Below are 26,701 nucleotides of genomic sequence, written 5' to 3'. Positions count from 1 at the left end.
TGTGCCCACGGCTGCGACTGCCAGCACCCGCCCTTCGCCCGGCGGCATGCGGGCTCGCCTGGCTCGGCTGGGCGGACAGCGCAGTTCGATGGTCAACCCGGTGCTGGAACCGCTGTTCCGGACCATCCGGGCCAACGACCCGAAGGCCGACCCGGTCCTGCTCAAGGACATCGAGCGGGCGTACGCGGTGGCCGAGAAGTGGCACCGCGGGCAGAAGCGCAAGAGCGGCGACCCGTACATCACGCACCCGCTGGCGGTGGCGACCATCCTGGCCGAGCTGGGGATGGACGCGCCGACGCTGATGGCGGGCCTGCTGCACGACACCGTCGAGGACACCGACTACGGCCTGGAGACGCTGCGGCACGACTTCGGCGACTCGGTGGCGCTGCTGGTCGACGGCGTCACCAAGCTGGACCGGGTGAAGTTCGGCGAGGCGGCGCAGGCGGAGACCGTCCGCAAGATGGTCGTCGCGATGGCCAAGGACCCGCGAGTCCTGGTGATCAAGCTCGCCGACCGGCTGCACAACATGCGCACGATGCGCTACCTGAAGCGGGAGAAGCAGGAGAAGAAGGCCCGCGAGACGCTGGAGATCTACGCCCCGCTGGCGCACCGGCTGGGCATGAACACCATCAAGTGGGAGCTGGAGGACCTGGCGTTCGCCATCCTCTACCCCAAGATGTACGACGAGATCGTCCGGCTGGTGGCCGAGCGCGCCCCGAAGCGCGACGAGTACCTGGCGACCGTGATCGACCAGGTGCAGGGCGACCTGCGCGGCGCGCGGATCACCGCGCAGGTGACGGGCCGGCCGAAGCACTACTACTCGGTCTACCAGAAGATGATCGTCCGGGGCCGGGACTTCGCCGAGATCTACGACCTGGTGGGCATCCGGGTCCTGGTCGACACCGTCCGCGACTGCTACGCGGCGCTGGGCACCATCCACGCGCGGTGGAACCCGGTGCCGGGGCGGTTCAAGGACTACATCGCGATGCCCAAGTTCAACATGTACCAGTCGCTGCACACGACGGTGATCGGCCCCGGCGGCAAGCCCGTCGAGCTCCAGATCCGCACCTTCGACATGCACCGCCGCGCCGAGTACGGCATCGCCGCGCACTGGAAGTACAAGCAGCGGGCGGTGGCCGGCGCGTCCAAGGTGCGCACCGACACGCCGACCCACAAGCGGCAGCACGACAAGGCCGACGCGGTCAACGAGATGGCCTGGCTGCGGCAGCTGCTGGACTGGCAGAAGGAGACCGAGGACCCCAGCGAGTTCCTGGAGTCGCTGCGCTTCGACCTGTCCAGCAACGAGGTCTTCGTGTTCACCCCGAAGGGCGACGTGATAGCGCTGCCCGCGCAGGCCACCCCGGTGGACTTCGCGTTCGCGGTGCACACCGAGGTCGGCTGCCGGTGCATCGGCGCCCGGGTGAACGGCCGGCTGGTGCCGCTGGAGTCGACGCTGGAGAACGGCGACACCGTCGAGGTGTTCACCTCCAAGGCGGAGAACGCCGGACCGTCCCGGGACTGGCTGAACTTCGTCAAGTCGCCGCGGGCCCGGAACAAGATCCGCGCCTGGTTCTCCAAGGAGCGCCGCGAGGAGGCGATCGAGCAGGGCAAGGAGGCGATCGCCCGGACCATGCGCAAGCAGGGCCTGCCGATCCAGCGGATCCTCACCGGGGACTCGCTGGTCACGCTGGCCCACGAGATGCGCTACCCGGACATCTCCTCGCTGTACGCGGCTATCGGCGAGGGCCACGTCGCCGCGCCGGCCATCGTGCAGAAGCTGGTCCAGGCGATGGGCGGCGAGGACGGCGCGGTCGAGGACCTCGCCGAGACCGCCACCCCGTCGCACCAGCCGCGTTCGATGCGCCGCCGGGCCAAGGGCGACCCGGGCGTGATCGTCAAGGGCGTGGACGACGTGTGGGTGAAGCTGGCGCGCTGCTGCACGCCGGTGCCCGGCGACCCGATCGTCGGCTTCATCACCCGCGGCAACGGCGTCTCGGTGCACCGCGCGGACTGCGTCAACGTGGAGTCCCTGCAGCAGCAGCCCGAGCGGATCATCGACGTCGAATGGGCGGCCACCCAGTCCTCGGTGTTCTTGGTGGCGATCCAGGTGGAGGCGCTGGACCGCTCCCGGCTGCTGTCCGACGTCACCCGGGTGCTCTCCGACCAGCACGTCAACATCCTGTCCGCGGCGGTGCAGACCTCCCGCGACCGGGTGGCGATGAGCCGGTTCACCTTCGAGATGGGCGACCCCAAGCACCTCGGCCACGTCCTGAAGGCCGTCCGCGGCGTCGAAGGCGTGTACGACGTGTACCGGGTCACCTCCGCCCGCAACAAGTAGGCCCCTGGTCCTTCCGGGTGCAGGCCGCCCCCACCCCGCCGACACTGGCCGGGTGGGGGCGGCCCGCTCATTTCGGGAGGCACCGTGCACACGACTCGGACGATGACGGCGATGGCGGGCGCAGTGGCGACCGTCGCAGCCCTGACCGCCGGCTGCGGCGGCTCGGGCGGCTCCACCGGACCGTCCGCCGCGGCCGGCCGGGCGGCGGCCACCGCGACCACCGCCGCTCCGGGCCCCGGCACCGACAACGGGGCGGCCGGGCAGCCGGCCGCCCAGATCCTCCAGCGCTCCGCCCAGGCGCTCAGGGACGCCCGCTCGGCGCGGGCGGTCGGCACCATCGCCGGCGGCGGCCAGCCGATCACCATGGACCTGCGGCTGGACACCGCGGGCAACTGCACCGGCACGCTCAGCCAGAGCGGCGTGGGCGGCTTCCAGGTGGTGAAGGCCGGCCAGCAGCTGTGGGTCAAACCCGACCAGGCGTTCTGGCAGAACCAGGGCGGCTCCGCGCCGGCCCAGCTCGGCGACCGCTACCTGAAGACCACCGCCGACGACCCGGACTTCGGCGAGATCGGCAGCCTGTGCGACCTCGGCGCCCTCGCCGACCAGCTCGGCTCCGCCACCGACGACCTGACCAAGGGCGCCACCACGACGATCCAGGGCCGCCCGGCGGTCCCGCTCAGCCGCAGCACCGACACCGGCACCGCCACCCTGTACGTCGCCGCCGACGGGCAGCCGGTGCCGCTGCGGCTGGAGCAGGACGTCGGCGCCGTCGACTTCAGCGACTTCGGCACCCCGGTGCCCTCCGCCACCCCCGGCCCCGACCAGAGCCTCGACATCGACCAGCTCCAGCAGCAACAGCCCGAATCCAGCCCGACCACGGTCTGAGGGCCCGACCCGGCCCGAGGGCCCGACCGCGGTCCGAGGGCCCGACCACGACGAAGGGGCCCGGCCGCCGAACGGCGACCGGGCCCCTTCACCGACAGTGCGTCAGGAGCTGAACTCCTGCAGCGACTTCTGCGCCTGGTCGAGCAGCGCCTGACGGCCCGCCAGCTCGGACTCCAGCTTGGCGACCTTGGACGCGTTGCCGGCCGCGCGGGCCTTGTCCAGGTCGGCCTGCAGCTTGTCGACGGCGGACTGCAGCAGCGCGGTCATGCCGGTGGCCCGGGCCCGGGCCTCCGGGTTGGAGCGCTGCCACTCGGCCTCCTCGGCCTCGCGGACCGCGCGCTCCACCGTCGCCAGCCGGCCGTCCAGCTTCGGACGGGCGTCACGCGGGACGTGGCCGATCGCCTCCCAGCGCTCGGCGACCTCGCGCAGCGCCGCCTTGGCGGCCTTCAGGTCGGTGATCGGCAGGATCGCCTCGGCCTCGACCAGCAGCGCCTCCTTGGCCTTCTGGTTCTCGCCCTGCTCGGCGTCGCGCTCGGAGAACGCGGCGGACCGGGCCTGGAAGAAGACGTCCTGGGCGCCGCGGAAACGGGCCCACAGCTCCTCCTCCGCCTCCCGCTGGGCACGGCCGGCGGCCTTCCAGCGCGTCATCAGCTCCCGGTAGGCGGCCGCGGTCGGGCCCCACTCGGTGGAGCCGGACAGCTGCTCGGCCTCGGCGACCAGCTTCTCCTTGACCGCGCGGGCGCTGTCGCGCTCCGAGTCCAGAGCCGCGAAGTGCGCCTTGCGGTGCTTGGAGAACACCGAGCGGGCGTGCGAGAAGCGGTGCCACAGCTCGTCGTCGCTCTTGCGGTCCAGGCGCGGCAGCGCCTTCCAGTTGTCGACCAGCGCGCGCAGCCGGTCGCCGGCCTCCCGCCACTGGTTGGACTCGGCGAGCTGCTCGGCCTCGGCGACCAGCGCCTCCTTGGCGGCGCGGGTCTCCTCCTGGGCCTTCGCCCGGGCGGCCTTGCGCTCGCTCTGCCGGGTCTCGATCTCACCGGCCAGCGTGTCCAGACGCTTGGCCAGCGACTCCAGGTCGCCGACCGCGTGCGCCTCGACGACCTGCGCGCGCAGGTGCTCCAGCGCGACCTGGGCCTCCTTGGCGGCCAGGTCGGTCTTGCGCACCCGGTGCTCCAGGAGCGCGGTCTCCGCCTCCAGGCCCTGGAACTTGCGCTCGAAGTAGGCGAGGGCCTCCTCGGGAGAGCCGGCCTGCCAGGAGCCGACCTGGCGTTCGCCGTCGGCCGTCCTCACGTAGACGTTCCCCTGCTCGTCGACACGGCCCCACGGGTCGCTGCTCACAGCGCCTCCTCCACATGACGCCACGCCCACGGGCGGGAGCGTCGTCCACAGTTGATGTGCGGCGGACCGATGGAGTCCGCCGTCCCGAGCCGTCGTTGTCGTGCCGAGGGTGACGGCCGACGGTCTGGGCACCCTATACAACAGCAACATAGGCGACCAGCGCCGGTGCTGTCCGCATCCGGCGCCGGTCGATTTTCGCGGCGGGTCAGCCCTTGGCCGCGGTGATGCTCTTCACGTTGACCGGGGTGGCCGGCGGGCCGTCCGTGCCGCCGCCCTGGACGCCGGCCTCGGCGATCTTCTGGAGCGCGTCCAGACCGCCGGTGATCTTGCCGAACGGGGTGTAGCTGGGCGGCAGTTGGGTGTCCTTGTAGACCAGGAAGAACTGGCTGCCGTTGGTGTTCGGGCCGGCGTTGGCCATCGCCACGGTGCCCGCCGGGTACGTCGCGCCGGTCAGGTTCTCGTCGGTGAACTGGTAGCCCGGGCCGCCGGAACCGGTGCCGGTCGGGTCGCCGCACTGGAGCACGTAGATGCCCTCGGTGGTGAGGCGGTGGCACTTGGTGTCGTCCCAGAACTGCTGACCGGCCAGGAACACGAAGGAGTTGACGGTGTGCGGGGCCTTCGCCGCGTCCAGCGAGAAGGTCACCTTGCCCGCCGAGGTGTCCAGCGTCGCGGTGTACGACGCCGCCGTGTCGATCGACATGGCCGGCTCGGCCGCCCACTTCTTGCCGCTCTCGGACGGCGCGGCGGCCGGCTTCTTGTCGTTCTTCTTGTCCGAGCCGAACGAGCAACCGGTCGCCGCGGCGCCGATGCCGGCCAGCGCGACCACGGCCGCGAGCCCGCCGACCAGTGCGTTGCGCTTCTTGCGCTTGGCCGCGGCTTCGGCGCGGCGCTTCATCTGGTCCTCGTACTTCTTGCGGGCGAGCTGCCGCCGACGCTGTTCGCTGCTGACCACCGGGCGTGTCTCCTACTGCGCTGTGGGGAGTGGGAATTGCGACTGTCGTGTGCGCATCGTCGCACCTGTCGGCGGCCAAGTGTAGGGACCCTGGACGTCGGCTCGGGATCAACGCCACATGAGAAAGGCCTGAACGCGCCCGGGAACCGGTTCGCCCGCGGCCCCGTGCCGCCGGTAGGCTGCGGGGGTAAAGAAGACCGCCACCGCATGAACGAAGGACTCGCGTGTTCGTCGCCGGATTCCCCGCCGGGGCCTGGGGCACCAACTGCTACCTGGTCGCACCCGCTGCCGGCGAGGAGTGCGTGATCGTCGATCCCGGGCACGAAGCGGCAAGCGGCGTCGAGGAGTTGATCCGCGAGCACCGCCTCAAGCCGGTCGCGGTCCTGCTCACCCACGGCCACATCGACCACGTCGCCTCGGTGGTCCCGGTCTGCGGGGCCACGGGCGTCCCGGCCTGGATCCACCCCGAGGACCGGTACATGATGGCCGACCCCGAGAAGGCCATCGGCCGCTCCCTCGGGCAGCAGCTGATGGGCTCCCTCACCGTCGGAGAGCCGGACGACGTCCGCGAGTTGACCGACGGCAGCGTGCTCGACCTGGCCGGTCTGAAGCTCACCGTCGACCATGCGCCCGGCCATACCAAGGGGTCGGTGACGTTCAGGACGCCCGCCGGGGACGACATTCCTCCGGTGCTGTTCTCGGGCGACCTGCTGTTCGCCGGCTCCATCGGGCGTACCGACCTCCCGGGCGGAGACAGCGGAGCGATCATGCGCTCGCTGGCCCGGGTGTGCCTGCCCCTCGACGACGCGACCGTGGTGCTCTCCGGCCACGGCTCCCAGACCACCATCGGCCGAGAGCGCGCCACCAACCCCTACCTCCAGCAGGCAGCGTGGGGCGGCGGCCCCGCCGAAAGCACAGCTTTCCCGCGACGAGGAATGTGACGGAAGAGAAGTTGAGCACCTTCACCGCCCCCAAGGGCACCTACGACCTGCTGCCGCCCAGTTCGGCGACCTTCCTGGCGATCCGCGAGGCGATCGCCGCCCCCGCGCGCCGGGCGGGCTACGGCTACATCGAGACCCCGGTCTTCGAGGACGTGAAGCTCTTCTCCCGCGGCGTCGGCGAGTCCACCGACATCGTCACCAAGGAGATGTACAACCTCACCACCCGCGGCGGCGACGAGCTCGCGCTGCGCCCCGAGGGCACCGCCTCCGTGCTGCGCGCCGCGCTCCAGGCGAACCTGCACAAGCAGGGCAACCTGCCGGTCAAGCTCTGGTACTCCGGCAACTACTACCGCTACGAGCGCGCCCAGAAGGGTCGCTACCGCCAGTTCTCGCAGGTCGGTGCGGAGGCCATCGGCGCCGAGGACCCGGCGCTGGACGCCGAGCTGATCATCCTGGCCGACGACGCGTTCCGCGCGCTCGGGCTGTCGAACTACTCGCTGCTGCTCAACAGCCTCGGCGACAAGCAGTGCCGTCCGGTCTACCGCACCGCGCTGATCGAGTTCCTGTCCGGACTCGACCTGGACGAGGACACCCGCCGCCGCGCCGAGATCAACCCGCTGCGGGTGCTCGACGACAAGCGCGAGTCGGTGCAGGCCCAGCTCACCGACGCCCCGATGCTGCGGGACTTCCTCTGCGAGGACTGCAAGGCGTACGACGAGAAGGTCCGCGAACTGCTCACGCTGGCCGGTGTCTCGTTCACCGACGACCCGAAGCTGGTCCGCGGCCTGGACTACTACACCCGCACCACCTTCGAGTTCGTGCACAACGGCCTCGGCGCCCAGTCCGCGATCGGCGGCGGCGGCCGGTACGACGGCCTGTCCGAGATGATCGGCGGCCCCGCGCTGCCCTCGGTCGGCTGGGCGCTCGGCGTGGACCGCACCTACCTGGCGCTGGAGGCCGAGGGCATCGCCCTCGACCTGCCCGCCGCCACCTCCGTCTACGCCGTCGCGCTCGGCGAGGCGGCGAAGGACCTGCTGTTCGCCAAGGTGGTGGAGCTGCGCCGGGCCGGCGTGTCCACCGACCTGGCGTTCGGCGTCAAGAGCATCAAGAACGCCATGAAGTCCGCCGACCGGTCCGGAGCGCGCTTCGCCCTGATCGCCGGCGACCGGGACCTCGCCGAGGGCGTGGTCCAGCTCAAGGACATGGAGTCCGGCGAGCAGACCCCCGTCTCCCTGGAGGCGCTCGTCACCACCCTGAAGGAGAAGCAGCTGTGATCCGCACGCACGACGCGGGCACGCTCCGACCGGAGCACGCCGGCACCACCGTCACCCTGGCCGGCTGGGTGGCCCGCCGCCGTGACCACGGCGGCGTGGCCTTCATCGACCTGCGGGACGCCTCCGGCACCGTGCAGGTCGTGGTCCGCGACCTGGAGTCGGTGCACGGGCTGCGCTCCGAGTACTGCGTGAAGGTGATCGGCGACGTCCGGGTCCGCCCCGAGGGCAACGAGAACCCGGACATCCCGACCGGCGCCGTCGAGGTCGTCGTCGAGTCCATCGAGGTGCTGTCCGAGGCCGCGCCGCTGCCGTTCCAGGTCGCCGAGTACGAGCCCGGCTCGGTCAACGAGGAGGTGCGGCTCCGCTACCGCTACCTCGACCTGCGCCGCGAGGGCCCGGCCCGCGCGCTGCGGCTGCGCTCGAAGGTCAACCACATCATCCGCACGGTGATGGAGGAGAACGACTACCTCGACATCGAGACGCCGTACCTCACCCGCTCCACCCCCGAGGGCGCCCGCGACTTCCTGGTCCCGGTCCGCCTCCAGCCCGGCCACTGGTACGCGCTGCCGCAGTCCCCGCAGCTGTTCAAGCAGCTGCTGATGGTGGCCGGCATGGAGCGCTACTACCAGATCGCCCGCTGCTTCCGCGACGAGGACTTCCGCGCCGACCGGCAGCCGGAGTTCACCCAGCTGGACATCGAGGCGTCCTTCGTCGACCAGGAGGACGTCCTGGCCCTCGGCGAGAAGATCATCGCCGCGATCTGGCGCGAGGTGCACGGCTACGAGATCCCCAACCCGCTGCCGCGGATGACGTACGCCGACGCCATGTCGCGCTACGGCTCCGACAAGCCGGACGTCCGCTTCGGCCAGGAACTCACCGACCTGACCGAGTACTTCAAGGGCACCGAGTTCCGGGTCTTCCAGGCCCCGTACGTCGGCGCGGTCGTGATGCCCGGCGGCGCCTCGCAGCCCCGCAAGCAGCTCGACGCCTGGCAGGACTGGGCGAAGGCCCGCGGCGCCCGCGGCCTCGCGTACGTCCTGGTGGACGCCGAGACCGGCGAGCTGCGCGGCCCGGTCGCCAAGAACCTGTCCGAGGAGCACCTGTCCGGCCTGGCCGCCGCCGCCGGCGCCAAGCCCGGCGACGCGGTGTTCTTCGCGGCCGGCAAGAAGACCGCCTCGCAGGAGCTGCTCGGCGCCGCCCGCCTGGAGATCGGCCGCCGCTGCAACCTGATCGACGAGTCCCAGTGGGCCTTCCTCTGGGTCGTGGACTTCCCGATGTTCGAGCCCATCGAGGACGACAAGGGCGAGTTCCAGGGCTGGCACGCGGTGCACCACCCGTTCACCGCGCCGACCGCCGAGTCGCTCGCCACCTTCGACACCGACCCGGGCAGCGCGCTCTCCAACGCGTACGACCTGGTGCTCAACGGCTCGGAGCTGGGCGGCGGTTCGATCCGTATCCACCAGCGCGACGTGCAGAAGCGGGCGTTCGACGCGATCGGCCTGTCCGAGGAGGAGGCGGCCTCGCAGTTCGGCTTCCTGCTGGACGCCTTCAACTACGGCCCGCCGCCGCACGGCGGCATCGCGCTCGGCCTGGACCGCGTGGTCACCCTGCTGGGCGGCTACGACACCATCCGCGACGTCATCGCCTTCCCGAAGACGTCCACCGGCGGCGACCCGCTGACCGGCGCCCCCACCCCGATCACCCCGGCCCAGCGCCGGGAGGCCGGCGTGGACGCCAAGCCCAAGTCGAAGGACGCCGCCAAGGCGGAGGCCGAGCCCACCGCCTGACACTCCGTCGCCTGACGCCCCGTCAGGAACGGCATATTGATCACGATTTGTTCCGGCCCCGGTCGGTGCGTGCCTACCAGGAGTAGGCTCGCACCGCCCGGGGCCGGATCGCTGCACAACGGGGTGCAGGGCGCAAGAAGGGTCAAGGATGACCGTACGAACCAGAGTCGAACTCCCCACCGACGTCGCCGAGACCCGGCGCGTGCACATGGCGGCCTTCCCAGGCCCCGAAGAGGCGGACCTGGTGGACGCGCTGCGCCGCGACCCCGCCTGGCTGCCGGAACTCTCCCTGGTCGCCGTCGACGACCGCGAGGTCGTCATCGGCCACGCCCTGCTCACCCGGCTGAGGATCGGCAACGGCAAGGGGCTCGCCCTGGCCCCCGTCGCGGTCGCCCCCGAATGGCAGCGCAAGGGCGTCGGCACCGCCGTCGTACGGGCCGCGCTGACCGCCGCCGCCGAGGCCGGCGAGCGCGTCGTGGTGGTCCTCGGCGACCCCGGCTACTACGCCCGGTTCGGCTTCGAACCCGCCTCCGGGCACCGCATCAGCAGCCCGTTCGACGTCCCCGACCACTACTTCCAGGCGCTGGCGCTGCCCGGCGCGGACGGCGTCCCGCACGGCGCGTGCCGCTACCCCGCGCCGTTCGCGGAGGTCTGACCCGCGAGGGCCGCCGGCCGACCTGCGTGGGCCACCGGCGGCCCGTAGCCTGAGTGATCATCATCAGTACGGTGATCGGAAGGTGTGCGAAGTGGCGGACTCCAAGCGCGGCAAGAAGACCCGCGGCGCCAAGAGCATCCAGCGGATCCCCAAGCGGATCTACGAGCCCGAACTGCTCCGGCTCCAGCAGGAACTGGTCAAGATGCAGGAGTGGGTGCGCAGCGAAGGCGTCCGGATGGTCGTGATCTTCGAGGGCCGGGACGCCGCCGGCAAGGGCGGCGTGATCAGACGCGTCACCGAGTACCTCAACCCGCGCATCGCCCGGATCGCCGCCCTGCCGGCGCCCACCGAGCGCCAGCGCGGCCAGTGGTACTTCCAGCGCTACGTCGAACAGCTCCCGGCGGCCGGCGAGATGGTGCTGTTCGACCGGTCCTGGTACAACCGGGCCGGCGTCGAGAAGGTGATGGGATTCTGCACCGAGGAGGAGTACTGGCAGTTCCTCCACCAGTGCCCCACCTTCGAACGGATGCTCATCGAAGCGGGCATCCTGCTGCGCAAGTACTGGTTCTCGGTCAGCGACGTCGAACAGGAACGCCGCTTCCGCGACCGCCTCGACGACCCCATGCGGCAGTGGAAGCTCTCGCCGATGGACGTCGAATCCATCACGCGCTGGGAGGAGTACTCGCGGGCCAAGGACGAGATGTTCGTCTACACCGACCTCCCCGACTCCCCGTGGAACGTGGTCGACAGCGACGACAAGCGCCGCGCCCGCCTCAACATGATCGCCCACCTGCTCTCCACCGTCCCGTACCACGAGGTGGTCCGCCCCGCGATCACGTTGCCGCCCAGGCCCCAACCGCGCGGCTACCAGCGGCCGCCGCGCGACCTCCAGAAGTACGTCTTCGACCACGCCGCGACGCTGCTCGAGCGGTGACCGCCCCCGGTTGACCCGTACGACGCGGCGGGCGTGCGATGGAGGAGACCCCGCAACGGCTGGAGGCCCGCCATGTATGTCCGCACCGTCTACGCGACCGGCGACCCGGCGTTGCTGGAGGACAGCCTCGACGCGCTGCGCGGCGAATCCGTCGACATGCTCTCCGGACAGCCCGGCTACCGCGGTTACGGACTGTTCGCCAACCGGCAACTCGGCACCCTCACCATGGGCTCCTGGTGGGACACCCCCGAACACGAGGCCGCCAGCGACACCGCGCTGGCCGACCGCCGCGACACGCTGCTCGTCCCGTTCGCCGCGACCGTCGTCGTCAACCGCTGGGACGTCGCCGCGGCCGAGCCCGGCCCGGCCGTCGAGAACGGGGGCTTCCGGCTCACCCGCTTCGCGTTCGGCGCGGCGGGCGCGGACGGGGTGGCGCGCGGCTTCGAGGAGAACGGCCTGCCGGCGCTCAGGAAGATCGACGGGTACGTGGGGGCCGCCATGCTCATCGACCGCAAGCGGTCGATCGGGGTGGTCGGGACGATCTTCGCCGACCGCCGGGCGTTCGACGCCTCCCGCGGAGCGCAGGCGGCGGCGCGAGCGGCCGCGAGCGCGGCGTCGGGGACGGTGATCTACGGGCTGGAGGAGTTCGACGTGGTGCTGCTGCACCGGCCGCAGTGACGCGGGAACCGCGCGACAGGCGCGGAGCCCGTCCGCAGGGTCGCGGCCGCGTGCCGGTCGTTCTCCCGCGTCGTGATCCCGCGCTCGGGTGCCTCCGGCTGCGCGCAGTTCCCCGCGCCCCCGGATTCCCGCCGTATAGGGTTGCGTTCCGTGGACGAGCCGGACCTTTTCACGCATGCAGCCGAGGAACGTCAGAGTGCTGAGCCGGGGCGCGCCCCACTCGCGGTGCGGATGCGGCCGCGGACGTTGGACGAGGTGGCGGGGCAGCAGCAGCTGTTGAAGGACGGCTCGCCGCTTCGGCGGCTGGTCGCGGGGGCGAAGGGGCCGGCGGCCACGAGTTCGGTGATTCTGTGGGGGCCGCCGGGGACGGGGAAGACCACGCTGGCGCATGTGATCAGCCAGGCGGTGGAGGGCAGGTTCGTCGAACTCTCGGCGATCACGCACGGCGTGAAGGAAGTCCGTGCGGTGATCGACGGCGCCCGGCGGGCGGTTGGGATGACCGGGCGGGAGACGGTGCTGTTCCTGGACGAGATCCACCGGTTCTCCAAGGCGCAGCAGGACTCGCTGCTGCCCGCGGTGGAGAACCGCTGGGTGACGCTGATCGCCGCGACCACCGAGAACCCGTACTTCTCGATCATCTCGCCGCTGCTGTCGCGTTCCCTGCTGCTGACCCTGGAGTCGCTGACCGACGAGGACATCCGGACCCTGCTGCGCCGGGCGACCGCGGACGAGCGGGGGCTGGGCGGCAGTGTGGAGCTGGCGGAGGACGCCGAGGACCACCTGGTGCGGCTGGCGGGGGGCGATGCCCGGCGGGCGCTGACCATGCTGGAGGCGGCGGCGGGGGCGGCGCTGGAGCAGGGCGGGGGCGTGCTGACGCTGGAGGCGACCGAGACGGCGGTGAACCGGGCGGCGGTGCGGTACGACCGGGACGGCGACCAGCACTACGACGTGGCGAGCGCGCTGATCAAGTCGATCCGGGGCAGTGACGTGGACGCCACGCTGCACTACCTGGCGCGGATGATCGAGGCGGGGGAGGACCCGCGGTTCATCGCCCGGCGGCTGATGATCTCGGCCAGTGAGGACATCGGCCTGGCCGATCCGACCGCGTTGCCGACGGCGGTCGCGGCGGCGCAGGCGGTCGCGCTGATCGGGTTCCCGGAGGCGCGGATCATCCTGTCGCAGGCGGCGATCGCGCTGGCGCTGGCGCCGAAGTCGAACGCCGCGTACCTGGCGATCGACGCGGCGCTGGCGGACGTCCGGCAGGGGTTGGCGGGCGCGGTGCCGGCGCACCTGCGGGACGCGCACTACGGCGGGGCGAAGAAGCTGGGGCACGGCAAGGGCTACCAGTACCCGCACGACCTGCCGGAGGGCATCGCCGCGCAGCAGTACGCGCCGGACGCGGTGCACGGCAAGGAGTACTACCGGCCGACCAGGCGCGGGGGAGAGGCCCGGTACGCGGAGATCGCGGAGTGGACCAGGGCCCGGCTCAAGGGCGAGTGAACAGCCTGTAGACTGTCCGCAGTGTGTCCCGGGCCCGGGGTTCCGCGAGGAGCGACCGGCCGCACCAGCGGGGCAACCAACGGAGGCCTCCCGCAAGGGAGTTCTCCAGGAGCGGCGCGCACCGGCTTTCGGTGTCGCGGGCAGCCCACCACCTTTCCCGGTCGGTGGGCCTCTCGTGTGCAAGCACATAGTGCCCGGTCGCGGAGAGCGGCTGACCATCCGGCGACGGACGGTTTTTCTCCGGGCCGCGAGAAGCGTCCTCCGTCAACACCTGGTGACAGCCGTATCTGAACAGGAAAAGGAAACATGGCGAACCAGAAGCGCCCCAAGGTCAAGATCGCCCGTGCTCTCGGCGTTCCGCTGACCCCGAAGTCCGTCAAGTACTTCGAGGCCCGCCCGTACCCGCCCGGCCAGCACGGCCGTGGCCGCAAGCAGAACTCTGACTACAAGGTCCGTCTGACCGAGAAGCAGCGTCTGCGCGCGCAGTACGACCTCAGCGAGAAGCAGATGGCGCGTGCCTTCGAGGCCGCCAAGAAGGTCGAGGGCAAGACCGGTGAGGCGCTCGTCGCCCTGCTGGAGGTCCGCCTCGACGCCCTGGTCCTGCGTTCGGGCATCGCCCGCACCATCTACCAGGCCCGCCAGATGGTCGTGCACGGTCACATCGAGGTCAACGGCTCGAAGGTCAACAAGCCGTCGTTCCAGATGAAGCCGGGCTACGTCGTCACGGTCAAGGAAAAGTCCAAGGAGAAGGTCCCCTTCCAGGTGGCTCGCGAGGGCGGCAACGCCGGCGAGGGCCAGACCCCGAAGTACCTCGAGGTCAACCTGAAGGCCCTGGCCTTCCGTCTGGACCGCGCGCCGCAGCGCCGCGAGGTTCCGGTCGTCTGCGACGAGCAGCTGGTCGTCGAGTACTACTCGCGCTGACCCGCGAGCGGAACGCCCCCTCGGTCCTCGGACCGCGGGGGCGTTTCCCGTTTCCGGGGCCGGGCGCGTTTTCAGGGGCCGAGCGCGCGGCGGACGGCGGCGTCCAGGTCGAGGCGGGCGCCGAGCCGGAAGGCTTCGTCGTACTGCTGCTCGGTGAGGGCGGCGCGGGCGCGGCGTTCGCAGGCCAGGTGCGGGCCGTGGAAGGTGCGGGAGCCGAGGAACGGGGTGCCGACCGCCGCCCAGAGCCGGTGGGCGGCGCCCTGGAGGACCCGGGCCTCGTACGGGTCGGGGGCGGGGTCCTCGGCGGCGAGCAGGGCCAGCAGGTCGAGGGCGAGGACGAGGGCGAGCGGGTCGCGCAGCGGGTGGGCGAGCCGGATCGACTCGCGGGCGAAGCCGCGGGCCGCGCGCGGTTCGCCGGACTGGCGGCGGGCCCAGGCCATCGCGTACAGGCAGTAGCCGTGCGCCCACTGCTCGCCGTACTGCTCGCAGCTGTCCCGGACGCGTTCGGCCCAGGCGGTGCCGGTCGGTTCGTCGCCGAGGAACAGGTGGGCCAGGGCGAGTCCGACCATGGCCAGCAGGACGTGGGTGTCGAGTTCGCCGAGAGCGGTGTAGTGGCGCAGCGCCTCGTCGAGGAGGGCGGCGGCGCGGGCCGGGTCGTCGCCGACCAGGGCGGCGCAGCCCTGGCGGTGGACGGCGTGGGCGAGGGCCCGGGGGTCGCCGGCGGCCCGGGCCTGGCGGTGGCACTCGGCGAGGGCGGGGCGGGCTCGGGCCGGATCGCCCTGGAGGGTGGCGAGGTGGCCGGCGACCCAGAGGGCCTTGGCGCGGGCGTCGGTGGGTTCGGGGGCGCGGGCGAGGGCGCGGTCCAGCCAGAGCCGGCCTTCGCCGAGCCGGCCGGTGCCGATCCAGAAGTACCAGAGGGCGCCGGCCAGGGTGAGGGCGTGCTGTTCCTCGCCGGGTTCGGCGAGCGAGAACTCCAGGGCGGCGCGCAGGTCGGGGTGGGCGAGCCGGGTGCGTTCGGCGGTCTCGGCCTGCCGGGGGCCGAACCATTCGGCTTCGGCCCAGGTGGCGACGGACAGGTACCAGTCGCGGTGGCGGCGCAGCAGCCGCGGGTGGTCGTGGCCGGCCCGCAGCCAGTGGGCGCCGTAGTCGCGCAGGGTGTCGAGCATCCGGAACCGGGCGGGTTCGCCGTCGAGGCGTTCCAGGACGGATTTGTCGACCAGCGAGTCGAGGAGTTCGAGGATGTCGTCGAGGTCCAGGCCCTCGCCGCCGCAGACGTATTCGGCGGCGTCCAGGTCGAAGCCGCCGGCGAAGACCGACAGGCGCGTCCAGAGTAAACGTTCCTGCATGGTGCAGAGTTCGTGGCTCCAGCCGATCGCGGTGCGCATCGTCCGGTGCCGGGCCAAGGCGGTGCGGCCGCCGCCGGTGAGCAGCCGGAAGCGGTCGTCCAGCCGGGCCGTCAGCTGCTCCACGGACAGCGCGCGCAGTCGGCCGGCCGCCAGCTCCAGGGCCAGCGGCAGGCCGTCCAGGCGGCGGCAGAGCAGCGCCACCTCGGCGCGGTTGGCGCCGTCGAGGCGGAAGCCCGGCCGGACGGCGGCGGCCCGGTCGGCGAACAGCAGCATCGCCTCGGAGTCGGCCCGGCCGCGGGCCGGCTCGACCGGCAGCGGGGCCAGCGGCAGCAGGCGCTCGCCGGCCGCCCGCAGGGACTGCCGGGAGGTGGCCAGCACCCGCAGGCCGGGTGCGGCGCGCAGCAGCTCGTCGACCAGCCCGGCACAGGCGTCGACCAGGTGCTCGCAGCCGTCCAGCACCAGCAGCAGGCGGCGGTCGGCGAGCGGGCGCGCGCCGGGGCCGGCCTGGGCCAGCGCGGCGCGCACGGTGCGGCCGAGCAGCAGCGGGTCGCGCACCGGGCCGAGCTCGGCCAGGCGGACGCCGTCCGGGAAGCCGGCGGCGAGCCGGGCGGCGGCCCGCAGCGCCAGCCGGGACTTGCCGACCCCGCCGGGCCCGGTCACGGTGACCAGCCGGGAGCGGCCGAGCAGCCCCGCCAGGGCGTCGAGTTCGGCGGCCCGGCCGACGAAGCGGGTGACTTCGGCGGGCAGCCGGCCCGGCCCGCTCGACGCTGCCGCCATGTCGTCCAAGGGACGCCCCCGTCGTTAGTGCCTGTTCGGCCCGTGCCCCGCGAGTCACCTCCCCAACGAGGTGACCGGACGGTAGGTTACGCGCGGTGTTCGCACATCCGACCGGTTCGGGGCCGGGCGTACCTGCCGATATCCGGTCGGGGAGCGGTCGGCAGTCACGGTAGGGTTCAACCCTGGGATTGCAAGAGTGTGACTGGCACAGGCGAGGGAGCGCGCGAAGGTGTCCGTGGGAGAGCTGGCCGGGCTGCTGGTCGCCGTCTTCTGGGCGGTCCTGGTCACCCTGCTCGCCGTGGTCCTGGTCCGGCTGTCCAAGGTGCTGCGGGAGGCCACCGTCCTGGTCTCCGCCGTCACCGAGCAGGCCGTGCCGCTGCTGCAGGACGCGAACGCCGCCGTCCGCAGCGCGCACGAGCAGCTGGAGCGGGTCGACGAGATCACCGCCAACGTCCAGGACGCCGCCGCCGACGCCAAGGCGCTGTCCTCCACGGTGGCCGCCACCGTCGGCGGGCCACTGGTGAAGCTGGCCGCGTTCAGCTACGGCGTGCGCCGGGCCGTGAACCGCCAGCAGGCCGGGCCCGTGGTGCCGCAGCAGAGCGGCGAGCGCGAGGAGCTGGCCCGGCTGATCCGGGCCGAGGTACGGGCCGCGACCGCACCGCGCGGCGGGCTGCTGGCCCGGGTCCGCCGGGCCGTGAGGGGCTGAGCGGCGATGGTGCGCAGGATCTTCTGGATGGCGGTCGGCGCGGGCGCGACCGTGTGGGCCATGAGCAAGGCCAACGAGGCGGTGCACCGCCTCACGCCCGACTCGCTGTCCGGCAGCGCCGCCCGCGGCGCGCTCCAACTCGGCGACGCCGCCCGGCAGTTCGCCCGCGACGTGAAGACCGGCATGGCCGAGCGCGAGCAGCAGCTGCGCGCCGACCTGGGCCTGGACGGCACCGCGGTCGTCGAACCGCCCCGCCGCCGCACCCTCAGCGGCGCGGCCGGCTCCGGCGGGGACCGAGCTATCTCGGCGGCCCCGGGCTCCCCGGCCGCCGCCCTGCCCACGTCTCGCGGCACGCGCCGCACCACCCCCCAAATCGTTGCCAAGCCCCGCCAGCGCGAGCTGCCGGGACGCACGACCGATCGGAAGGACCCCCACTGATGGAGTCGGCAGAGATCCGCCGCCGCTGGCTGCGCTTCTTCGAGGAGCGCGGCCACACCGTCGTACCGTCGGCCTCGCTGGTCGCCGACGACCCCACCCTGCTGCTGGTCAACGCCGGCATGGTGCCCTTCAAGCCGTACTTCCTCGGCGAGGTCAAGCCGCAGTTCTCGCGCGCCACCAGCGTGCAGAAGTGCGTCCGCACCCTGGACATCGAGGAGGTCGGGAAGACCACCCGGCACGGCTCGTTCTTCCAGATGTGCGGCAACTTCTCGTTCGGCGACTACTTCAAGGAAGGCGCCATCAAGTTCGCCTGGGAGCTGCTCACCAGTTCCGTCGCGGACGGCGGCTACGGCCTCGACCCCGAGAAGCTCTGGATCACCGTCTACAAGGACGACGACGAGGCCGAGCAGATCTGGCGCGACGTCATCGGCGTCCCGTCCGAGCGGATCCAGCGCCTGGGCATGAAGGACAACTTCTGGTCCATGGGCGTCCCCGGCCCGTGCGGCCCGTGCTCGGAGATCAACTACGACCGCGGCCCCGCGTACGGCGAGGAGGGCGGCCCGGCGGTCAACGGCGAGCGCTACCTGGAGATCTGGAACCTGGTCTTCATGCAGTACGAGCGCGGCCACGGCGACGGCAAGGACGGGTTCGAGATCCTCGGCGACCTGCCGAGCAAGAACATCGACACCGGCCTCGGCCTGGAGCGCCTCGCCGCCGTCCTGCAGGAGGTCGACAACCTGTTCGAGATCGACACCAGCCGGATGATCCTCGACCGCGCCGCCGAGCTCACCGGCCACAGCTACGGCGCCGACCACAAGTCGGACGTCTCGCTGCGCGTGGTCACCGACCACTTCCGCACCGCGCTGATGCTGGTCGGCGACGGCGTCACCCCCGGCAACGAGGGCCGCGGCTACGTGCTGCGCCGCATCCTGCGCCGGGCGATCCGCAACATGCGCCTGCTGGGCGCCACCGGGCCGGTCGCCAAGGACCTGATCGACATCTCGATCAAGGCGATGGCCCCGCAGTACCCGGAGCTGGAGACCGACCGCAAGCGCATCGAGACGGTCGTGGTCGCCGAGGAGAACGCCTTCCTCCAGACCCTGCGCTCCGGCACCAACCTGCTGGATGCCGCGGTCACCGAGACCAAGGCCGGCGGCAGCGTGGTGCTCTCCGGCGAGCAGGCGTTCAAGCTGCACGACACCTACGGCTTCCCGATCGACCTCACCCTGGAGATGGCCGAGGAGCAGGGCCTCCAGGTCGACGAGGCCGGCTTCCGCCGCCTGATGCAGGAGCAGCGCGACCGCGCCAAGGCCGACGCCAAGGCGAAGAAGATGGGCCACGCCGACGTCGCCGCGTACCGCGAGGTCGCCGACAGTGCCGGCGCGTCCGTCTTCACCGGCTACACCGCCACCGAGGGCGAGGCCACCGTGGTCGGCCTGCTGGTGAACGGCGTTCCGGCGCCGGCCGCGAGCGAGGGCGACGAGGTCGAGCTGATCCTCGACCGCACCCCGTTCTACGCCGAGGGCGGCGGCCAGCTCGCCGACCACGGCCGGATCCGCCTCGACTCCGGCGCGGTCGTCGAGATCCGCGACGTGCAGCAGCCGGTGCCGGGCGTCATCGTGCACTCCGGCGGGGTGCTGTTCGGCGAGGTGGTGCTCGGCGCGTCCGCGTACGCCACCATCGACACCGAGCGCCGCCGGGCCATCGCCCGCGCCCACTCGGCGACCCACCTGACCCACCAGGCGCTGCGCGACGCGCTCGGCCCGACGGCCGCCCAGGCCGGTTCGGAGAACGCGCCGGGCCGCTTCCGCTTCGACTTCGGCTCGCCCGCCGCCGTGCCCGGCAGCGTGCTGGTCGACGTCGAGCAGAAGATCAACGACGTGCTGACCCGCGAACTCGACGTCACCGCCGAGGTGATGACGATGGACCAGGCCCGCAAGCAGGGCGCCATCGCGATGTTCGGCGAGAAGTACGGCGACTCGGTGCGCGTGGTCACCATCGGCGACTTCTCCAAGGAGCTGTGCGGCGGCACGCACGTCGCCAACACCGCCCAGCTGGGCCTGGTGAAGCTGCTCGGCGAGTCCTCGATCGGCTCCGGCGTGCGCCGCGTGGAGGCGCTGGTCGGCTCGGACGCGTACAAGTTCCTGGCCCGCGAGCACACCGTGGTCTCCCAGCTCACCGAGCTGGTCAAGGGCCGCCCGGAGGAGCTGCCGGAGAAGATCTCCGGCATGCTCGCCAAGCTCAAGGACGCCGAGAAGGAGATCGAGAAGTTCCGCGCCGAGAAGGTGCTGCAGGCCGCCGCGGGCCTCGCCGAGGGCGCGCAGGACATCAAGGGCGTGGCCCTGGTCGCCGCCCGGGTCGGCGACGGCACCGGTGCGGACGAGCTGCGCAAGCTGGTGCTGGACATCCGCGCCCGGCTCGGCAACCGCCCGTCCGTGGTCGCCGCGTTCACCGTCGCGAACGACCGCCCGCTGACCGTCATCGCCACCAGCGAGGACGCCCGGGCCCGCGGCATCAAGGCCGGCGAGCTGGTCCGCGCCGCGGCGAAGACCCTCGGCGGCGGCGGTGGCGGCAAGGACGACGTGGCGCAGGGCGGCGGCAGCAACCCGGCCGCGGTCCACGAGGCGATCGAGGCCGTTCGGGCACTGGTGGCCGAGCGCGCGTGACCGACGGCTCCATCGAAGAGAAGGTCTTCCGGCGCGGTCGGCGGATCGCCGTGGACGTCGGCGACGCCCGGATCGGGGTCGCGGTCTGCGACCCCGACGGGCTGATCGCCACGCCCGTGGAGACCGTCCCCGCCGGGGGCCGCTCGCAGGCCCGGCTCAAGTCGATCGTCGAGGAGTACGACGCGATCGAGGTGGTGGTCGGCCTGCCGCGCTCGCTGAGCGGCAAGGAGGGCCCGGCCGCCGCCAAGGTCCGCGACTACGCGGGCCGGCTGGCCATGCTGCTCTACCCGGTCGGCGTGCGGCTGGTCGACGAGCGGATGACCACCGTCACCGCCGCTGCCGGGCTGCGCGCCTCCGGCCGGTCCTCCAAGAAGGGCCGCTCGGTGATCGACCAGGCCGCGGCCGTGGTGATCCTCCAGGCCGCCCTTGAGACCGAACGGGTGAGCGGACGCGCACCCGGCGAGAGTGTCGAGCCGACGGTCTGACCGGCCAGGCTTAGGTTCCGATCGGGGCCCGTGCGGACGCGCGTCCGCACGGGCCCCGATCGCATGCCCGCCGCCGGAGGCCCGCCGTGACCGACCCGTACACCGCACCCGGACTGACCCCCGGTCACCTCGGCGCACCCGTGCTCGAACCCGAGGGCGCCCCGCCCGGACTGCCGTACGGCGTCGAACAGCCCGAACCGGGACGGCTGCGCACCGGCGCGGCCTGCTGTCTCAGCGTCACCGGGCTGCTCGGCGTGGTGGCGGCCGCCGCCGTCGCGCTGTTCCTGGTCTGGCCCGAGGGCAAGAAGCCCGCCCCCGACTACGTCGGCACCGGCACCGGCCGGGTGCAGGTGTCGGTCGCCCAGGGCGCCAGCATCACCCAGATCGGCAGGACCCTGACGACCAAACACGTGATCGCCTCCGTCCGGGCGTTCACCGAGGCCGCCGCCAAGAGCCCGGCCGGCAACCGGATCCAGCCCGGCACCTACACCCTCAAGGAGAAGATGTCGGCGACCGCAGCCCTCAACGTGCTGCTCGACCCGGCCAACGCCAACGCCCTGACCATCCCCGAGGGCTGGCGCACCACCCAGGTCTACGCCGCCGTCGACTCCCGGCTCGGACTGCCCGCCGGCACCACCAAGGCCGCCGTCGAGGAGCACCTCGACGAACTCGGCCTGCCCGCCGACGCGGACGGCCACCCCGAGGGCTACCTGTTCCCGGCGACCTACCCCATCACCGGCGAGAGCACCCCGCTCACCCTGCTGAAGGAGATGGTCAAGGAAGCCGACAACCGGCTCGACGGCAGCGCCGTCGACGACGCCGCCACCAACAACAACGTCACCCCCTACGGCCTGCTCGTCGTCGCCAGCCTCGCCCAGGCCGAGGCCGACAACCCCGAGGACATGGCCAGGGTCGCCCGGGTCGTCTACAACCGGCTGGCGAAGAACATGCCGCTGCAGCTCGACTCCACCATCAACTACGCGCTCGGCCGCTCCACCCTCACCACCACCGTCGCCGACACCAAGCTCGACTCCCCGTTCAACACCTACGCCCACGCCGGCCTGCCGCCCACCCCCATCGGCAACCCCGGCCGCGATGCGCTGCGCGCCGCCATCCACCCCGCCGACGGTGACTGGCTGTACTTCGTGACGGTTCAGCCCGGCGACACCCGCTTCACCGACAGCTCCGACCAACAACGGAAGAACGTCGACGAGTTCAACGCACATCGCGCACAGAACCCGTCCCCGACCGCCTCCGACTCCCCACCGGTCGCCCCGTGAACAACAGGGAGTGACGCCCGGTGGCTACGCTGCGGTACGGTAACGTCTCCCAGCAGAGGCGGCACTAGCACGCCGGTTCGACAGCCACCCTGGACGCGGTAAGGGGATCGATGACTGATCAGAGCGGGCGCTACGGTGCCCAGGGCGAACAGGCGTGGTTCCCCGGCGAACAGCAGCAGCCCCCGTACGGTCAGCAGGACTTCGGCCAGCAGTATCCGCAGGGGTACCCGCAGCAGGGGATGCCGCAGCAGGGGCAGGCGCAGGACCAGGGCATGGTGCCCCAGCAGGGGATGCCCCAGCAGGGCTTCCCGCCCCAGCAGCAGATGCCGATGGGCGGGCACGGTTACCCGCAGCAACAGGGTTACGTCCAGCAGCAGCCGCAGGGCTACCCGCAGCAGCAGGGCATGCCGCAGTCCGGCATGGTGCAGCAGGGAATGCCCCAGCCGGGGATGACGCACAGTGGTCAGCAGCCGTTCGCGCAGCAACAGCAGCAGTTCGGCCAGCAGCAGGGCTACCCGCAGCAGCAGGTGCAGCAGGTTCCGCCGCAGCAGATGCCGATGGGCGGCCAGGGCTACCCGCAGCAGCGCGGCGCGACCCAGGGCGGGCAGCAGCAGTTCGTCCAGCAGGGCATGGCGCAGCAGCCGATGCAGCAGGGGATGCCGCAGCAGGGCCTTCAGCAGCAGGGTGTTCAGCAGGGCGTTCAGCAGCAGGGGATGCCGCAACAGGGCATGCCCCAGCAGGGCGTTCAGCAGCAGGGCATGCCCCAGCCGGTGCAGCCCCGGGCCGCTCGGCCGCAGCCCGCGGCGCCGAGCGGGCCCGGTCCGGACGGCATCGACTGGGAGGCGGAGGCCGCCGCGCTGGAGAACCCCGGGGCGGCGCCCGCCGTCGTCGAGCCGGGCGAGTTCGACGAACGCGCCGGCGAGGACGAGCAGTGGGCCGAGGACGAGTACGCCGAGGAGGAGGAGGGCGGCACCGCGTCGTTCTTCTCCGAGCAGGACAACTCCCGTGAGGCCGAGCGCAAGCGCAAGGAGAAGGGCAAGCAGTCGGGCCGCCGCAACCGCGGCGCCTGCCTGGTGGTCGCCCTGGTGCTGCTCGGCGTGACCGGCGGCGCCGGCTGGTGGGGCTACGGCCAGTACCAGCAGCGTTTCGGCCCGCCGCCGGACTTCACGGGCGAGGGCTCCGGTTCGGTCAACATCACCGTCGCTTCCGGCGCGCTCGGCGGCGACATCGGGAAGGTGCTGCGGGACGCCGGCGTGGTGAAGAGCGTCAAGGCGTTCACCAATGCGTACGAGAAGAACGACAAGGCCCGCGGCATCCAGCCCGGCCTCTACACCATGAAGCACGAGATGTCCGCCGCGGCGGCGCTCCAGGAGCTCATGGAGTCCAACGGCGGCAACGTGCTGATCCTCCCGGAGGGCATGAGGGCCACGGACATCTACGCCAAGATCGACGAGAAGCTGAAGCTCGACAAGGGCGCCACCGCGCAGGTCGCCAAGGACCAGGCCGCGAACCTCGGCCTGCCCGCCTACGCGAACAACAACCCCGAGGGCTTCCTGTACCCGGCCCGGTACTCCATCGCCGACGGCATGAAGCCCGAGGAGCTGCTCAAGCAGATGGTGGCCAACGCGGTCCAGCGCTACAACGATCTCAAGCTGGACGAGGCGGCGCAGAAGGTCGGCCTGAAGAACGGCTACGAGGTGATCACCGAGGCGTCGATCCTGCAGGCCGAGGGCAACAACTCGGTGGACTTCGGCAAGATGGCCCGGGCCATGTCCAACCGCCTGACCACCAACGTCACCGGCCACAAGCTCGCCGTGGACACCACGCTCCAGTACCAGTTGGGCCGCAAGGAACTGACCTACCAGGAGATCAACGACAAGTCGCTGAAGTACAACACGAACATGAACCCGGGCCTGCCGCCCACGCCGATCTCCAACCCGGGCGACGACGCGATCAAGGCGGTCCTCAACCCGACGCCGGGCGACTGGGCGTACTGGCTGGCGATCTCGCCGTCGGAGACCAAGTTCGCCGTCACCGGCGAGGAGCACGCGCAGAACACCAAGGACTGGTGCATCTCCAGGGGCAAGCAGTACGACGCGAAGCAGGTCGTCTGCAAGTGAGTTGTGGGCGCGGTCGGTCACTGCGACCGGCCGCGCCGCCGCGCGTTCGGGGCGGCTGACGTTCTCCGGGCGTGGGCGTGGGCGTGGGCGTGGGAGCCGGGTCCGGGTCCGGGGCGTCCGGTGGGCGGAACGGCTTTGCGGGACGGCCGGGGTGAGCGAGTAGCGTGACCCGGATGGAGACCTTGCAGCCCTCGGACCTGGCACTTCTGGAAGCCGCCCACGTGGACGTGGTCCGCGACGGCCGATATCTGTTGAAGGACGTGTCGCTGACCGTTCGGGCCGGGGAGCACTGGGCGGTGCTCGGGGCGAACGGCGCCGGGAAGAGCACCCTGCTGTCGTTGCTCGGGGCGGTTCAGCACCCGACGGCCGGCACCGTGAAGGTGCTCGGCCGGCAGCTCGGACGGGTGGACGTGCGGGAGCTGCGGGCGCACCTCGGACATGTGAATCCGCGGCATCCGCTGCGTTCGCCGCTGACGGTCCGTCAGGTGGTGCTGACCGGGACGACGCAGTCCATCGAGCCGGATCCGTTCCGCAAGCCGACCGCCGAACAGCTCGACCACGCCGAGGAGTTGATCCACACGCTGGGTGTCGCGCACCGCGCGGACAGCGCCTGGACCACGCTGTCCCAGGGCGAGCGCGGCCGGGTGCTGATCGCCCGCGCGCTGATGCCCGAGCCCCGGCTGCTGCTGCTCGACGAACCCGCCACCGGCCTCGACCTGACGGCGCGCGAACAGCTGCTGGAGAGCCTGGACGAACTGCGCCGCCGCTTCCCCGAGGTCGCCTCCGTGCTGGTCACCCACCACCTGGAGGAGCTGCCGGAGACCACCAGCCACGCGCTGCTGCTGCGCGACGGCCTGACCACCGCCGCCGGCCCGGCCACCGAGGTGCTCACCACCGAGCTGGTCTCCGACTGCTTCCGGCACCCGATCCGGATCGGCCACAGCGAGGGCCGCTGGACCGCCCGCACCCGCCGGGGCGCCGAGTGACCGTCCCGGCCCGGACGCCGCGCCCCGCCACCGACGCCGACCCGGAACCGCCGGTCGAGCCGCGGGCGGCGGCGCGGCGCCCCGACCTGGAACGCGCCGACCTGGAACGGCCCGACCTGGAACGCCTCGGCCGGTTCGACGAGCACCGGGTCCCGCCGCGGACCCGCGACGCGCACCGGTCCGCGCACACCCCGGTGCCGGATGCGCCCGGCTCTCCGCCGCCGGCCGGCCGCCGGGCGCTGCGCCCGGACGCGGGCCGGCCCGGCGCGCCGGTGCCGGAGCGCTTCCGTCCAGTGCCGCGGCAGGCGACCTCTGCGCCGTCGCGACGCGCCCCCGGCCCGGCGGGCTGGGAGGCGCCCCCGGGCGGGCACTCCCGCCGCACGGGCCGAAACCCAAGTACACCCAGTGCTTCCGGCCGGCACGCCGACAGCACGCACCGGACGTCGCTCCTCGACGGGCGAAGGCTGCCCGGCGCGGCACTGGCTCCGGCACCGCACGGCCGAGGCCCCGGCGTCGCCGGGCTGCGTGCCGCGCCGGACGACGTCGACGCCGCCGGGCCTGCCGCCCGGTGGGTCGTGATGCAGGGCAGCCCCGCCCGCCGCCCGTACGAGCGGCGCGGCTTCGCCTTCGCGTCCGAGGACCCGATCGACGTCCACCTGTACCGAACTCCCCGAAGGATCGTGTCGTGACCACTGCGCACCGGGCCGCCGTTCTCGGCTCGCCGATCGCCCACTCGCTCTCGCCCGCCCTGCACCGGGCCGGCTACGCCGCGCTCGGCCTGGACGAGTGGCGCTACGACCGGTACGAGATCGACGAGGCCGGGCTGGAGGCCTTCGTCACCGGCTTGGACGCCGACTGGGCGGGCCTGTCGCTGACCATGCCGCTGAAGCGGGCGATCCGGCCGCTGCTGGACACCGTCAGCGACACCGCGCGGTCCGTGGACGCCGTCAACACCGTGGTGTTCGGCCCGGACGGGCGGCGGCACGGTGACAACACCGACGTCCCCGGGCTGGTCAACGCGCTCCGCGAGCGCGGCGTCGAACGGGTCGCCTCGGCGGCGGTGCTGGGCGCCGGGGCGACCGCCTCGTCCGCGCTGGCCGCGCTCGGCCAGATCTGCGACGGCGAGGTCACGGTGTATGTGCGCAGCGCCGAACGGGCCGTTGAGATGCGGGAGTTGGGGGAGAAGCTCGGTGTGGCCGTGCGCACCGCCGACTGGGCGGACTCGGCCCGGGCGCTGGCCGGCCCGCTGACCGTCTCCACCACTCCGGTCGGCGCCACCGACGCCTTCGCGTCCGCGCTGACCGGGACTCCCGGCGTGCTGTTCGACGTGCTCTACCACCCGTGGCCGACCGCGCTGGCCGCCGCGTGCCTGGAGCGCGGCGGCACCGTCCTCGGCGGGCTGGACCTGCTGGTGCACCAGGCGGTGCTCCAGTTCGAGTGGTTCACCGGCGTCGAGCGCGGCCCGCTGGCCGCGATGCGCGCCGCGGGCGAGGCGGCGCTGGCGTCCTGAGCCGCGGCTGCGCCGGTTCGCCCGGGGTGGGCGTCGCCGTCCTGGATGCCGGGCGGGTTTCTGGGACGGCGTCCGCGTTCCGGGCCCGGGTCAGGTGCCCTGAGCTGCGGCTTCGTCGGTCCGGCCGGGCGGCGTCGGCGGACGCCCGTTGTCCGCCACGCGGACCGTGACCCCGGTGGCCGCCCGGACG

At 72.4% G+C, this 26,701-nt stretch carries 22 protein-coding genes; 19 read left to right on the top strand and 3 right to left on the bottom strand.

Annotated elements, in window-relative coordinates:
- Window positions 1-46 precede the first annotated feature (46 nt).
- Both ACIQF6_RS29260 and ACIQF6_RS29255 read left to right on the top strand, forming a co-directional pair.
- On the top strand, window positions 47-2,338 hold the full coding sequence (locus ACIQF6_RS29260) for a RelA/SpoT family protein (RefSeq protein ID WP_400900290.1): 2,292 nt from the start codon (window positions 47-49) through the stop codon (window positions 2,336-2,338).
- A 111-nt stretch (window positions 2,339-2,449) separates the two neighbouring features.
- The gene (locus ACIQF6_RS29255; RefSeq protein ID WP_400900288.1) at window positions 2,450-3,223 is read left to right on the top strand and encodes a hypothetical protein; all 774 of its coding nucleotides are present in this window, start codon (window positions 2,450-2,452) and stop codon (window positions 3,221-3,223) included.
- Window positions 3,224-3,325: 102 nt separating this feature from the next.
- Here ACIQF6_RS29255 and ACIQF6_RS29250 read toward each other — a convergent pair whose 3' ends face one another.
- Window positions 3,326-4,555 (bottom strand): DUF349 domain-containing protein, encoded by a 1,230-nt coding sequence (locus tag ACIQF6_RS29250; RefSeq protein WP_400900286.1) that lies wholly within the window; start codon window positions 4,553-4,555, stop codon window positions 3,326-3,328.
- Between the two features lie 205 nt (window positions 4,556-4,760).
- Window positions 4,761-5,507 (bottom strand): peptidylprolyl isomerase, encoded by a 747-nt coding sequence (locus ACIQF6_RS29245; protein ID WP_400900284.1) that lies wholly within the window; start codon window positions 5,505-5,507, stop codon window positions 4,761-4,763.
- 224 nt (window positions 5,508-5,731) lie between these two features.
- Here ACIQF6_RS29245 and ACIQF6_RS29240 point away from each other — a divergent pair, with 224 nt between their 5' ends.
- The 8 genes from ACIQF6_RS29240 to rpsD all read left to right on the top strand — a co-directional run bounded on the left by ACIQF6_RS29240 (window position 5,732) and on the right by rpsD (window position 14,197).
- Entirely contained in the window at window positions 5,732-6,448 is a 717-nt protein-coding gene (locus ACIQF6_RS29240) for an MBL fold metallo-hydrolase (protein WP_400900282.1), read from the top strand.
- 11 nt (window positions 6,449-6,459) lie between these two features.
- On the top strand, window positions 6,460-7,722 hold the full coding sequence (hisS, locus tag ACIQF6_RS29235) for a histidine--tRNA ligase (RefSeq protein WP_400900280.1): 1,263 nt from the start codon (window positions 6,460-6,462) through the stop codon (window positions 7,720-7,722).
- On the top strand, window positions 7,719-9,509 hold the full coding sequence (aspS, locus tag ACIQF6_RS29230) for an aspartate--tRNA ligase (protein ID WP_400900278.1): 1,791 nt from the start codon (window positions 7,719-7,721) through the stop codon (window positions 9,507-9,509). The genes hisS and aspS overlap by 4 nt, the downstream gene beginning before the upstream one ends.
- 148 nt (window positions 9,510-9,657) lie before the next feature.
- Window positions 9,658-10,164 carry a GNAT family N-acetyltransferase gene (locus tag ACIQF6_RS29225; RefSeq protein ID WP_400900276.1) on the top strand — a complete coding sequence of 169 codons (507 nt, stop codon included), beginning with the start codon at window positions 9,658-9,660 and terminating at the stop codon, window positions 10,162-10,164.
- A 145-nt stretch (window positions 10,165-10,309) separates the two neighbouring features.
- Window positions 10,310-11,098: a polyphosphate kinase 2 gene (gene ppk2, locus ACIQF6_RS29220; RefSeq protein WP_400900481.1), complete on the top strand. Its 789-nt coding sequence runs from the start codon at window positions 10,310-10,312 to the stop codon at window positions 11,096-11,098.
- Between the two features lie 72 nt (window positions 11,099-11,170).
- Complete coding sequence (locus tag ACIQF6_RS29215; RefSeq protein ID WP_400900274.1) at window positions 11,171-11,776, top strand: hypothetical protein; 606 nt, start codon at window positions 11,171-11,173, stop codon at window positions 11,774-11,776.
- A gap of 150 nt (window positions 11,777-11,926) precedes the next feature.
- Window positions 11,927-13,276, top strand: coding sequence for a replication-associated recombination protein A (locus ACIQF6_RS29210; protein WP_400900272.1), 1,350 nt, complete (start codon window positions 11,927-11,929; stop codon window positions 13,274-13,276).
- Between the two features lie 306 nt (window positions 13,277-13,582).
- Entirely contained in the window at window positions 13,583-14,197 is a 615-nt protein-coding gene (gene rpsD, locus ACIQF6_RS29205) for a 30S ribosomal protein S4 (protein ID WP_035860039.1), read from the top strand.
- Window positions 14,198-14,268: 71 nt separating this feature from the next.
- Here rpsD and ACIQF6_RS29200 read toward each other — a convergent pair whose 3' ends face one another.
- Window positions 14,269-16,320, bottom strand: a complete 2,052-nt coding sequence (locus ACIQF6_RS29200; RefSeq protein WP_400900269.1) for an ATP-binding protein — start codon at window positions 16,318-16,320, stop codon at window positions 14,269-14,271.
- A 229-nt stretch (window positions 16,321-16,549) separates the two neighbouring features.
- Here ACIQF6_RS29200 and ACIQF6_RS29195 point away from each other — a divergent pair, with 229 nt between their 5' ends.
- From ACIQF6_RS29195 to ACIQF6_RS29155, 9 genes are all read left to right on the top strand, one after another.
- Complete coding sequence (locus ACIQF6_RS29195) at window positions 16,550-17,026, top strand: DUF948 domain-containing protein (RefSeq protein WP_387861619.1); 477 nt, start codon at window positions 16,550-16,552, stop codon at window positions 17,024-17,026.
- Between the two features lie 6 nt (window positions 17,027-17,032).
- Window positions 17,033-17,464, top strand: coding sequence for a DUF6167 family protein (locus ACIQF6_RS29190; protein ID WP_400900267.1), 432 nt, complete (start codon window positions 17,033-17,035; stop codon window positions 17,462-17,464).
- Entirely contained in the window at window positions 17,464-20,130 is a 2,667-nt protein-coding gene (gene alaS / locus ACIQF6_RS29185) for an alanine--tRNA ligase (protein WP_400900265.1), read from the top strand. Before ACIQF6_RS29190 ends, alaS begins: the two co-directional genes overlap by 1 nt.
- Complete coding sequence (gene ruvX / locus ACIQF6_RS29180) at window positions 20,127-20,615, top strand: Holliday junction resolvase RuvX (protein ID WP_400900263.1); 489 nt, start codon at window positions 20,127-20,129, stop codon at window positions 20,613-20,615. The genes alaS and ruvX overlap by 4 nt, the downstream gene beginning before the upstream one ends.
- Before the next feature lie 86 nt (window positions 20,616-20,701).
- Entirely contained in the window at window positions 20,702-21,895 is a 1,194-nt protein-coding gene (gene mltG / locus ACIQF6_RS29175; protein ID WP_400900261.1) for an endolytic transglycosylase MltG, read from the top strand.
- Window positions 21,896-22,005: 110 nt separating this feature from the next.
- Window positions 22,006-24,015: an endolytic transglycosylase MltG gene (mltG, locus tag ACIQF6_RS29170; protein ID WP_400900259.1), complete on the top strand. Its 2,010-nt coding sequence runs from the start codon at window positions 22,006-22,008 to the stop codon at window positions 24,013-24,015.
- Between the two features lie 173 nt (window positions 24,016-24,188).
- Window positions 24,189-25,001: an ABC transporter ATP-binding protein gene (locus ACIQF6_RS29165; protein ID WP_400900257.1), complete on the top strand. Its 813-nt coding sequence runs from the start codon at window positions 24,189-24,191 to the stop codon at window positions 24,999-25,001.
- Complete coding sequence (locus ACIQF6_RS29160) at window positions 24,998-25,690, top strand: hypothetical protein (protein ID WP_400900255.1); 693 nt, start codon at window positions 24,998-25,000, stop codon at window positions 25,688-25,690. Before ACIQF6_RS29165 ends, ACIQF6_RS29160 begins: the two co-directional genes overlap by 4 nt.
- Complete coding sequence (locus ACIQF6_RS29155; RefSeq protein ID WP_400900253.1) at window positions 25,687-26,511, top strand: shikimate dehydrogenase; 825 nt, start codon at window positions 25,687-25,689, stop codon at window positions 26,509-26,511. Before ACIQF6_RS29160 ends, ACIQF6_RS29155 begins: the two co-directional genes overlap by 4 nt.
- The last annotated feature ends 190 nt before the right edge of the window (window positions 26,512-26,701 follow it).

Source organism: Kitasatospora sp. NPDC092948, assembly GCF_044754805.1.
Lineage (GTDB): Bacteria > Actinomycetota > Actinomycetes > Streptomycetales > Streptomycetaceae > Kitasatospora.
The sequence above is the reverse complement of the archived record's forward strand: the minus strand, read 5'-3'. Positions and strand labels throughout refer to the sequence as shown.

Bases quoted from the DNA above. Each gene is read 5' to 3' on its own strand.
- ACIQF6_RS29260 (WP_400900290.1), top strand. From the start codon at position 47: ATGCGGGCTCGCCTGGCTCGGCTGGGCGGACAGCGCAGTTCGATGGTC.
- ACIQF6_RS29165 (WP_400900257.1), top strand. From the start codon at position 24,189: ATGGAGACCTTGCAGCCCTCGGACCTGGCACTTCTGGAAGCCGCCCAC.
- ACIQF6_RS29215 (WP_400900274.1), top strand. From the start codon at position 11,171: ATGTATGTCCGCACCGTCTACGCGACCGGCGACCCGGCGTTGCTGGAG.
- mltG (WP_400900259.1), top strand. From the start codon at position 22,006: ATGACTGATCAGAGCGGGCGCTACGGTGCCCAGGGCGAACAGGCGTGG.
- ACIQF6_RS29225 (WP_400900276.1), top strand. From the start codon at position 9,658: ATGACCGTACGAACCAGAGTCGAACTCCCCACCGACGTCGCCGAGACC.
- ACIQF6_RS29190 (WP_400900267.1), top strand. From the start codon at position 17,033: ATGGTGCGCAGGATCTTCTGGATGGCGGTCGGCGCGGGCGCGACCGTG.
- ACIQF6_RS29200 (WP_400900269.1), bottom strand. From the start codon at position 16,320: ATGGCGGCAGCGTCGAGCGGGCCGGGCCGGCTGCCCGCCGAAGTCACC.
- ACIQF6_RS29255 (WP_400900288.1), top strand. From the start codon at position 2,450: ATGGCGGGCGCAGTGGCGACCGTCGCAGCCCTGACCGCCGGCTGCGGC.
- alaS (WP_400900265.1), top strand. From the start codon at position 17,464: ATGGAGTCGGCAGAGATCCGCCGCCGCTGGCTGCGCTTCTTCGAGGAG.
- rpsD (WP_035860039.1), top strand. From the start codon at position 13,583: ATGGCGAACCAGAAGCGCCCCAAGGTCAAGATCGCCCGTGCTCTCGGC.